The organism is Pseudoalteromonas sp. S8-8, assembly GCF_000497875.1.
GTDB classification, from domain to species: Bacteria; Pseudomonadota; Gammaproteobacteria; order Enterobacterales; family Alteromonadaceae; genus Pseudoalteromonas; species Pseudoalteromonas arctica.
Genome location: NZ_AUTR01000031.1, coordinates 21,741 through 31,459, shown reverse-complemented (window position 1 = coordinate 31,459; position 9,719 = coordinate 21,741). Strand labels below are relative to the sequence as shown.

The following is a 9,719-nucleotide window of genomic DNA, read 5'->3' as shown; positions in this document are numbered from 1 at the left end:
CCCCCCCGTAAATTGAATGAATTTTAATCATGAAATGTCAACAAAACTCACAAGGATAATTTACAAGAAATAAAGCTATAACCTGGTTGTAAGCGATCGTTAATTAATGATTAACTGTTGAAGTTGAGTGTTCAATAGTGGGTAGTGCTTTTTCTTAGGTTTTTTTATTGCTTTGAATTGGTACGACTGAGTGGATTCGAACCACCGACCCCTACCATGTCAAGGTAGTGCTCTAACCAACTGAGCTACAGTCGTACAATTTTTGAGGTTTTACTTAAATTTTGATACGACTGAGTGGATTCGAACTACTGACCTTTGGACCGGGTGGTCAAGAGTAGGTAGTGCTCTTTCCTTCAATTATACGTTTCATTAATGTTGGTACGACTGAGTGGATTCGAACCACCGACCCCTACCATGTCAAGGTAGTGCTCTAACCAACTGAGCTACAGTCGTATTACTTTATTTAAGTAGGTGTTAATTGCTTAACAACGGCGGCTAATATATAGCGTGGCGGTTAGTGAATCAAGCAAGTTTGTTGTTTTTGAGTTTATTTGCCGTTTTTTTATTCATATTGGGCTTATTTCACACGTTTTATAAAATACTTGCCACCAAACCACATGTTTTTTAGCTGAGCTTTTTAGTAAGTTCAGTAAGTTACTTGCTGAGTCCGTTTTGACTAAGTTATTAATTTGAGGGCTTGAGATACTTTCGTTAAACCAAAGCTCATTATAAAGCGGTTGTAGTGCCTCTAGATAACCAGTTAACTGCGCTTGATAGGGCTGAATTTCTTTTAGGTAAAACTTTTGAAATACATTGCTTATGATTTTTGCGTTTTTATTATTTTTATCCTGAGGGCACAGCGTATTAAAGTTTAATGTTTTTACAAACTGCGTGGCGTTGTTATTTAACACTACCTGCTTGCGGACCGATTGAATGAGTACTTGGTTAAATTGAAATTTATTAAGCTGCTCGAGTGCACTAAAAATAGAATCACCATTAATTTCACTAAATTCTTTAGCCTTAATTTGTTGCTTAATGAGTACAAGTTGCTTTAGCGCAAGTACGGTATCACTAAAACCAGCAGGTTCAGTAGTAAGCTCGTTTGAAGTGAGTTGCCAGGTACGATTTAGCTCAGGCTCTTTAAATAACATGGTGTTAAAAAAGTGCATTAGGTGTGTTTCTTTGTAGTTTTTGGCTGCGAGTATTTTTGTGTAACTAGGACTATTTTTATCAAGCGTGTTTAAGCAAACCTGCGCACTTTTAATAAAGTTTATTTGATATTTTAATTGCCCAGCAGCGCTGGCGGTTTTTCCTAATTGGTTATTGTGCTCACTTATAAGCACGTTAAGCTTACATTGGCTAATGCCTGCAAGCTCAACAATGCTCAGTGTTAAGTCACTTTGTGCTATTGGGGTAGGCTGCAGTAAGGGGAGTTGCTTGAGTGGCGCAGGCTGTGTTGGGCTTGTATCAACTGTGCTACTTAAGCGTTCAATATAAGTAACGTTTATACTACTTTGTGGTTTGTTGCAGCCAGTAAGCGTTAAAAAATACATTACCAGCAAAGCAGCTGGTAATGTTTTAAGGCTGAGTTTATTAGTTTTGATTGAGTGAATCAATTTTAAGAAATTCATATTTTAGACGTTTTTTTACCGTTAGCATTAATAAAATAGCAGCGACACTAAGTCCCACTATTATCCCAGTCCAGAAACCGTGTGGCCCCATAGCTGGCACAATTATGTCTGTTCTTGCCAATACGTAACCTAAACAAAAGCCGATTAACCAATACGATATAAACGTAATATACGATATAGGCGTGGTGTATTTTAACCCACGGAGTATGCCATTTGCTGCAACTTGAAGTGCATCAGGTAATTGGTAAATACACGCTAAAATCATAATTGATGAAGCCAATGCCATAACAGCGGGGCTGTCGGTATACAGTTGGCTAATTAAATCACGACCGGCAAACGTAATAAGCGCTAAAAATAACGCCACAGCAATGGCTAAAATATAGCTGGTAGAAACCGCAACTTTTAATTGAGTCATGTTCTTTTGGCCGTATAAGTTACCTATACGAATGCTAATAGCGATTGATAGGCTCAGCGGCATCATAAACAGCAATGTAGTTACACTGGCTGCTATTTGATGCCCCGATATAGCTACTGCACCTAAATGCGCTATAAATAGCGGTATACACGCAAATAAAGTGACTTCAAAAAAGGTGGCGAGTGAAATTGGTATACCTAACTTAGTAATAATACCAATGGTAGTGAAATTAGGTTTTTCGAATGATGAAAGCAGGCCTTTAGCATCTACTTTTTTACTCATTTGGCAGTAAGTGACTTGTGCTATTGCCATAACAGTTAAAACAATTGCAGTGGCAATGCCACAGCCCGCGCCGCCATAAGCAGGAAAACCAAATAAGCCATTTATGAAAATATAATTTACCGGAATATTAACAGCTAAACCTAATAGGCTTATGTAAAACGCGGGCTTGGTCATTCCCATACCTTCGGTAACGTTTCTGTATACCGTAAAAATTAAAAATCCAAATACACCCCATTTCACAAAGTGAATGTAGTCAATGGCAAGGTTTGCAATTGCAGGCGTTGTATCGAGCTTAAAAATAATAGCATCTGCTAAATGGGCAATTCCAAAGCCTGTAAAGCTCAAAATAGCGGTTAAATAAAGCGCTTGTTGAAAATAGTGGCTAATGCCTTTGCGGTCATCACTGCCCGAAAACTGCGCAATAATACCAGTAAGCGCTAATAAAATACCTTGAAGGCCAAGTAATAAAGGGTTCCATATTCCTGTTGCAATAGACAGTGCAGCTAAGTCAGTAGGGCTAACTTGGCCTGCCATAATTGTGTCGACGACCGACATTAAAATAAGTGTAACTTGCGCTAAAAAAACAGGTAAAGCGAGGGAAAGTAAACGCTTGGCTTCCCAATTGCAAAAGGTCATAAAAACAGCTAGTTGATAAAATAGGGCGTAATTGTAATCTATTGGGGTTTAAATAAAAATCACAGTAGTGAATGATTTTATGAGTTGATACGTTAAACTAGCACTTTGTAATAATTTAAAGTGATTTTATGTTTACAGGAATAGTGCAAACGCAAGCTACGGTGGTCTCTAAGACTCAAACAGACGGTGTTTTACGCTTAGTTGTATCGGTGAGCGATGAGTACGTTAAGCATTTAGATTTAGGCGCAAGTATTGCTATTAATGGCTGTTGTTTAACAGTTGTGCAAGTTGAGCTAAGTAATCACGATGTGGTAGCGCAAGTGCATTTTGATGTGATTGACGAAACCCTAAAGTTAACTAATTTAGGGTTGCTTGAACTAGGTAGTTTAGTTAATTACGAACGCTCTGTTACGTTTGGTACTGAGCTAGGTGGGCATATAGTGTCTGGGCATATTCATTGTACGTCACAAATTTCTCAAATAGTGAAGCTTGAGAATAACTGCAAAATACAACTCAGCTTGCCAAAAGAGTGGCAAAAGTATGTGTTATATAAAGGGTTTGTTGCGATAAATGGCGCAAGCTTAACCGTGGGCGAAGTTGATGAACAAGGTTTTTGGTTACACCTAATTCCGGAAACGCTCGCCATTACAAACATTGGTGCAGCGCAAGTGGGTGACAAGTTTAATATTGAAGTTGATCAGCAAACTTACACTATTGTAAATACGGTAGAAAACTACTTACGCCATCAGGCTTAAGTTAAAATATTTGTTCGTCGTCACTGTCTACGTGTAGCTCTAATTTATTGTTAGCATGATCTATATGCATATTTAAATGAATTGGGTTACAGCAGGCAGTGCAATCTTCTATGTAGTCTTGATCGCCCATGCTTGCGTCTAAGTCTAAATGTATATGGTGTCCGCAATGTGGGCACGTTATTCGTTGTGATAAAAAATCTTTCATAATCACTCCAGTTATAAATAATTAAGTTAGATTCAACTTAATCGCTTACAGATGAACGCCTACTTACTCATTAAATATAGTGCTGAAATGCAGCTTATGACACTTATTTTATACCTTCAAATACCAGCTTTTCTATATGTTGTTTAGCTTCAGTAAGATAGTGACCGGCAAAGATGTTAGCGTGATTTAAAATAGGGTATAGCTGGTATATTAACTTACGTTTTTCGTAATTTTGAGAAAGCGGGTAGTGCTGGTTATAGGCGCTATAAAAGTCTTTTGGAAGTGGCGCAAATAGTTCGCTCATTGCAATATCCACTTCCCGATCACCATAATAACAAGCGGGGTTAAATACTGTTGGCTCTGCTTTTAAAAAGCCCATATTGCCACGCCAAAAATCGCCATGCAGTAATGAAGGCTCAACTTGATGACTATGCAGCTGTTCTTTAACGGCATTAATTAAGCGCTCGGGTTCAATAAAGTTAATGCCTTTTTCAGCGATTAACTGTAATTGCCACCCTATACGTTCTTCGGCGTAAAATACATCCCACTTTTTGTGCCAACGATTAGGTTGTATGGTAGTGGCTATATAGTTGTCTACATCAAAACCAAACATGGCTTGGTCGTGCTTTTGATGCATTTTAGCGAGGCTGCTTCCCATAGTTGCCCACGTGTTGTGGGGTTGTTTATCTAAAACAAGCCACTGTAAAACAATAAACGAAAACTCTATATTTGCACCGGTTGTAATACATTTAGGGACTTTAAAATTACTATTTTGCGCTAAAAGCTTTAAGCCAATAAATTCACTTTCTAAACGCTCGAGTTCGCTTTTTAATGCTATTTTAACGAAGAAGTTATGCGTACCATTGGTAATATGAAATAGTTTGTCGGTATTTGTACTTTGTAATTGGCGTTTATAGGTGTGTTTAAAGTCAAAATTAATGGCTTGGCTGATGTGCTCATTTACTGTTTTCCACATAACAATTGCTCGCCTTTTAAACAGATACTTAAACTATGGCAAAAAGGTATTAATTTAACAATCTAAACGTTGTAAAATTAATGACTATATTGCATAAAAATTACACTTACTGTAATGGAGTAAAAATGAACAAAAGTTTAATAACCAATTTGCTAGCGGGTTTATGTGTTGTTGTAGGTTTTATGTTTAACCAAGCAATTGTGTTATCAGTTGGTTTATTTGCACTTTCTGGCGCGGTAACTAATTTATTAGCGATTCATATGTTGTTTGAAAAGGTCCCGTTTTTATATGGCTCGGGTGTTATTGCGCTTAAGTTTGAAAGCTTTAAAGTAGCTATACGAAACCTAATATTAACGGAGTTTTTTTCAGAGCAAAAAATTAATAATTTACTCAATAAAGCGCAGCCCAATATCGATTTTGAGCCAATAATTAGTAATGTTGATTTAAACCCCGCATTCGACAATTTGTTAGAGGTAATAGAGCAATCTCAGTTTGGTAGCATGTTAGGTATGTTTGGCGGCACAGCGGCAATCGAGCCAATGCGTGAAAAGTTTATTGAAAAAATGCAATTGTCGCTTAGTGAGATTTCCCAAACTGACGACTTTAAAGTATTAGTAAGCCAAACACTCTCACAAGGTAATAGCGCAGAGAGCCTACATAAAACGGTGCTTAAACTAGTTGATGAGCGCTTAGATGAGCTTACCCCAAAAATGGTTAAAGAGATTATTCAAACCATGATCCGCGAGCACTTAGGCTGGCTTGTAGTGTGGGGTGGTGTGTTTGGTGGCTTGTTTGGTTTAATTGCGGCCGTGATTTAAATATAGCTACTGATACCAATTTTAAAAAAATCATTCTATCGCATTAAATAGCGCACTTACTGCGTTAAAAGTTGTTCGTGTACGAGTGCATGGATGCAGGAGGTAGAGCAATGCAGGGAGCAATTAGTGATAGCAACTACGCGTTATAATTTCGCCTTATTATTGCGCTACTTTATTAGCGCAATAATAGATTACTAATTTAATGTAATTGGTATGACTTATTTTTTCAGGCTGTTATTATCGCCCCCATAATTTAGTCGTGTTTTTTAGGAGCAACGGTGAGCAAAACGTTAGCCAGTTATTATCAGCAAGCATACGCTTGCGATCAGCAGCATTTTAACCAGTGTTTTTATTGTGGCTGTGAAGCGACAGAGCGCGACCATTGTCCGCCGCTGCATATGCTACAAAGCATTGTTGATTTAGGTGAAGAGGCTGACTTTATATCTATTGCGGCTTGTTATGAGTGCCATGCGCTTTTACATAACGAAAGGCTGATGACGATTGATGAGCGCTTTACTAAAATGAAAAAAAAGCTTGCCACTAAATATGCAAAACCACTGCGTGTTTATAACATGTGGGAAGAAAACGAACTAGGCGACATGAGCGATGAGTTTGCCCATAGTATTCAAGCGGGTATGAAATTAGGAAAAGAAGCCGCTGAGCGCTTAGCGTTTACTGGTTTTAGCTATGCCACAGAAGATGCCAAAGTAGCAGTACGTGAAAAAACAAAAGAGTTTGATGTAGAGGGCATGATATTTACCGACTTTAAAGAGGCGCTAAATTACTGCATTAATGATTTAAACGTACAAAAAAGTGACTTTTATAAAATTTTAGTTGAAGACTACCAAGGTGATTTTAATAAAGCATTGAGCCAGTATCGTCACCGTCATGACAAAGTAACTGCAGCTAAAGACGGTAATACAATTATTAAAGATTTTTCAAAGCTACATAAGCAAAACTCTGATTTTGTAACGCGTACGGTTAAGCACTTTATTAGTAAAGATCCCTCGCTTACAACCGAAGGTGCGCTTGAAAAGTTGTATAACAATTATATAAAGAAATAATTACAGATATTCATCTTAATTAACTGCGTTTTCACCTGTTTTTTTGGCTTTATTCCTTAGCTTTCGCTAAAGTAGCAAAAAAACAGGAGATCCAAACAACATGCAAAAATTTGCACCTTCTTTATTAGCAGTTGGCTTAGCTGCTGCACTTGTAGGTTGCCAAGAAAACGGCCCGCAAGACGATAAAATAACAATCAACAAAAATCCTTACCCAAGCACTTATCAGCCCGTTTCTACATCAAGCACACTTATTACAAATGCAACAGTACTTACAGGTACTGGTGAGCGTTTAGATGAGGCTGATGTATTACTTGTTGACGGCAAAGTACAACAAGTTGGTAAAGACTTAACTGCTACTGCTGATATTACAATTGATGCACAAGGCAAATGGGTAACACCGGGTATTATTGACGTACATTCACATTTAGGTGCATACCCAAGCCCTTCGGTTGAGTCGCATCAAGATGGTAACGAAATGACCAGCCCTAACACTGCAGAAGTGTGGGTTGAGCATTCTGTTTGGCCACAAGATCCAGGCTTTAATCGTGCACGCGAAGGCGGCATTACTTCTCTACAAATTTTACCAGGCTCAGCTAACTTATTTGGTGGACGCGGCGTTACGCTTAAAAACGTCCCTGCACACACTATGCAAGGTATGAAATTTCCAGAGGCGCCGTATGGTTTAAAAATGGCGTGTGGTGAAAACCCTAAACGTGTTTATGGTCGTCAAGGTGTATTGCCTTCAACTCGTATGGGTAATATGGCTGGTTATCGTATGGCGTGGGCTGAAGCCGCTGAATACAAACGTGCATGGGATAAGTACGATGCCGATTATGAAGCAGGTTTAAACCCAGAAGCACCAGTACGTGATATTAAACACGATACGCTTCGTGGTGTGCTTGAGGGCGAAGTACGTATTCATAATCATTGTTATAAAGCTGAAGAAATGGCAATGATGATTGACCTGTCAAAAGAATTCAATTACGACGCGGGTACATTCCATCACGGTGTAGAAGCATATAAAATTGCTGACCTACTTGCTGAGAATGGCTCGTGTGCTGCACTTTGGCCAGACTGGTGGGGTTTTAAAATGGAAGCCTACGACATGGTTCAAGAAAACGTAGCTATTGTTGATGCGGTTAAAAATTCATGTGCAGTTGTTCACTCAGATTCAGATACTACTATTCAGCGCTTAAACCAAGAAGCTGGCAAGGTTATGTACCGTGCTAACGAAAACGGTTTTGATATTTCTGAGCAACACGCTATTAAATGGATCACGGCTAACGCTGCTAAATCGCTAGGTATTGATGACAAAACAGGTTCACTAGAAGCAGGTAAGCAGGGCGATGTTGTTATTTGGAATCAAAGCCCATTTAGTGTTTATGCTAAAGCTGAACAAGTGTTTGTTGATGGTGCAAAAGTTTACGATAGAAACGACAGCGCGTATCAAGCAACAAGTGATTTTATGTTAGGTCAACAATAAGGAGCACCCAGAATGAAAAATTTATCACGTTCGTTTTCGCTTTCTCTGGTTGCTGCAGGATTATTAGCATCTGGTGCTGTAAGCGCACAATCGCTAGCAATTATTAATGCAACATTGCATACGTCATCTGATCAAGGTGTATTAGAAGCAGCAAGTATTGTAATGACAGATGGTAAAATCACAGCGATTAACCCAACTGAAATTAAAGTAGATCAAATTATTGATGCAAAGGGCCAAATTGTAACCCCTGGCTTTATTGCAAGTATTAATCAACTTGGTTTAGTTGAAGTAAGTGCAGTTGCAGGCTCTCGCGATGCAGGCGAGGAAAAAGCCAGTATTGATTTTGACGTAAGTCTTGCTTACAACGCGCATTCGAGCTTAATTCCTTACGCTCGTAAAGGCGGTGTAACACGCGATGTCATTACCCCTCATGGCGGCGATAGCATTTTTTCAGGCCTTGCGAGTGTTGTTGATTTAAGTGGTAGTTTTGACAGCGACATGCAAAAACAAGCGGCTTTAATTGTTTACTTAGGTGAGCGCAGTAAAGGCTCTCGTGCTTTTACTTTGCAAACACTGATTAATAAACTTGATGAGCACAAAACGAAAGCCGGTAAAAAAGCTAAAAAAGATGACGACAAGCCAAGTACTGAAGACAAAGTAATGGCAAAAGTACTCAGTGGCGAAATGCCATTAGTGGTTGGCGTATCACGTGCGGCGGATATTATTGAGCTTATTAAAGTAAAAGAGCAATTTGGTATTAACTTAGTACTTAACGGCGCACAAGATGCTGTTGTAGTTAAAGAGCGCGTTGCTAAAGCAAATATCCCAGTGATTATTAGTGCAATGGACAGCTTACCAGCAAGTTTTGATTCGCTTCATGCGAGTTTAGATAATGCAGGTGTGCTAGAAAAAGCAGGCGTTAAAGTATTATTAACGGTAGGTGGTGATGCAAGTCACAACATTTATCAGCTGCGTTTTGATGCTGGTAATGCAGTATCGTATGGTATGAGCCAAGAAGGTGCGTTAAAAGCGGTTACATCAAACGTTGCTGATGTATTTGGCATTAATGCAGGTAGCCTTGAAGTAGGTAAAGCTGCTGATGTAGTAATGTGGAGTAATGACCCGTTTGAACTAAGCAGCCACGTGAACAAAATGTTTATTAATGGGGTTGAGGTTTCTACACAATCTCGTCAAGATAAACTGCGTGACCGTTATACGACTGATTCAAAAATGCCACGTGCATATACCAACCCGCAATAATACTTAATCAATTTGAGGGATTAAATCTGACGCTAACTGCGTTAAAAATTTCTGATATAGAGCAACTAAATCACGAAATTTTTGCCTTGTTATCGACAAGATTTTCTTGCCTCAAAATTGATCACTTAATTAAGCGAATTGGTATGATACAAAGTAATCAGAGTTTAAATAACTTAAATAACTTAAATAACTTA

At 38.6% G+C, this 9,719-nt stretch carries 9 protein-coding genes and 2 tRNA genes; 5 read left to right on the top strand and 6 right to left on the bottom strand.

From position 1 onward, the window contains the following. Positions 1–178: 178 nt before the first annotated feature. From L659_RS0109230 to L659_RS0109215, 4 genes are all read right to left on the bottom strand, one after another. A tRNA-Val gene (locus L659_RS0109230) sits at positions 179–255 on the bottom strand. Between the two features lie 121 nt (positions 256–376). Then, a tRNA-Val gene (locus tag L659_RS0109225) sits at positions 377–453 on the bottom strand. A gap of 113 nt (positions 454–566) precedes the next feature. Next, on the bottom strand, positions 567–1,631 hold the full coding sequence (locus tag L659_RS0109220; RefSeq protein WP_024590335.1) for a DUF3080 family protein: 1,065 nt from the start codon (positions 1,629–1,631) through the stop codon (positions 567–569). Beyond that, complete coding sequence (locus L659_RS0109215) at positions 1,594–2,964, bottom strand: MATE family efflux transporter (RefSeq protein ID WP_010552611.1); 1,371 nt, start codon at positions 2,962–2,964, stop codon at positions 1,594–1,596. Before L659_RS0109215 ends, L659_RS0109220 begins: the two co-directional genes overlap by 38 nt. Before the next feature lie 128 nt (positions 2,965–3,092). Between L659_RS0109215 and L659_RS0109210 the strand changes: the two genes are divergently transcribed. Continuing rightward, a complete protein-coding gene (locus L659_RS0109210) occupies positions 3,093–3,719 on the top strand; it encodes a riboflavin synthase (protein ID WP_007585130.1) in 627 nt (208 codons plus the stop codon). A gap of 1 nt (position 3,720) precedes the next feature. On the opposite strand, the gene L659_RS0109205 is transcribed toward L659_RS0109210, so the two are convergent. Next, the gene (locus L659_RS0109205) at positions 3,721–3,924 is read right to left on the bottom strand and encodes a CPXCG motif-containing cysteine-rich protein (protein ID WP_008166246.1); all 204 of its coding nucleotides are present in this window, start codon (positions 3,922–3,924) and stop codon (positions 3,721–3,723) included. Between the two features lie 103 nt (positions 3,925–4,027). Then, positions 4,028–4,900, bottom strand: a complete 873-nt coding sequence (locus L659_RS0109200; RefSeq protein ID WP_024590334.1) for a fructosamine kinase family protein — start codon at positions 4,898–4,900, stop codon at positions 4,028–4,030. Positions 4,901–5,025: 125 nt separating this feature from the next. Between L659_RS0109200 and L659_RS0109195 the strand changes: the two genes are divergently transcribed. The 4 genes from L659_RS0109195 (at position 5,026) to L659_RS0109180 (ending at position 9,525) form a co-directional block, all read left to right on the top strand. After that, complete coding sequence (locus L659_RS0109195) at positions 5,026–5,718, top strand: hypothetical protein (protein WP_024590333.1); 693 nt, start codon at positions 5,026–5,028, stop codon at positions 5,716–5,718. 278 nt (positions 5,719–5,996) lie between these two features. Continuing rightward, positions 5,997–6,782 (top strand): hypothetical protein, encoded by a 786-nt coding sequence (locus L659_RS0109190; RefSeq protein ID WP_024590332.1) that lies wholly within the window; start codon positions 5,997–5,999, stop codon positions 6,780–6,782. A gap of 100 nt (positions 6,783–6,882) precedes the next feature. Beyond that, positions 6,883–8,265 carry an amidohydrolase gene (locus tag L659_RS0109185; RefSeq protein WP_007585115.1) on the top strand — a complete coding sequence of 461 codons (1,383 nt, stop codon included), beginning with the start codon at positions 6,883–6,885 and terminating at the stop codon, positions 8,263–8,265. A gap of 12 nt (positions 8,266–8,277) precedes the next feature. Beyond that, positions 8,278–9,525, top strand: a complete 1,248-nt coding sequence (locus L659_RS0109180) for an amidohydrolase family protein (protein WP_024590331.1) — start codon at positions 8,278–8,280, stop codon at positions 9,523–9,525. The last annotated feature ends 194 nt before the right edge of the window (positions 9,526–9,719 follow it).

What these genes read in the sequence shown, in the direction of transcription:
- L659_RS0109185 (WP_007585115.1), top strand. Translation starts at nt 6,883, where the DNA reads ATGCAAAAATTTGCACCTTCTTTATTAGCAGTTGGCTTAGCTGCTGCA.
- L659_RS0109195 (WP_024590333.1), top strand. Translation starts at nt 5,026, where the DNA reads ATGAACAAAAGTTTAATAACCAATTTGCTAGCGGGTTTATGTGTTGTT.
- L659_RS0109220 (WP_024590335.1), bottom strand. Translation starts at nt 1,631, where the DNA reads ATGAATTTCTTAAAATTGATTCACTCAATCAAAACTAATAAACTCAGC.
- L659_RS0109180 (WP_024590331.1), top strand. Translation starts at nt 8,278, where the DNA reads ATGAAAAATTTATCACGTTCGTTTTCGCTTTCTCTGGTTGCTGCAGGA.
- L659_RS0109215 (WP_010552611.1), bottom strand. Translation starts at nt 2,964, where the DNA reads ATGACCTTTTGCAATTGGGAAGCCAAGCGTTTACTTTCCCTCGCTTTA.
- L659_RS0109200 (WP_024590334.1), bottom strand. Translation starts at nt 4,900, where the DNA reads ATGTGGAAAACAGTAAATGAGCACATCAGCCAAGCCATTAATTTTGAC.
- L659_RS0109205 (WP_008166246.1), bottom strand. Translation starts at nt 3,924, where the DNA reads ATGAAAGATTTTTTATCACAACGAATAACGTGCCCACATTGCGGACAC.
- L659_RS0109210 (WP_007585130.1), top strand. Translation starts at nt 3,093, where the DNA reads ATGTTTACAGGAATAGTGCAAACGCAAGCTACGGTGGTCTCTAAGACT.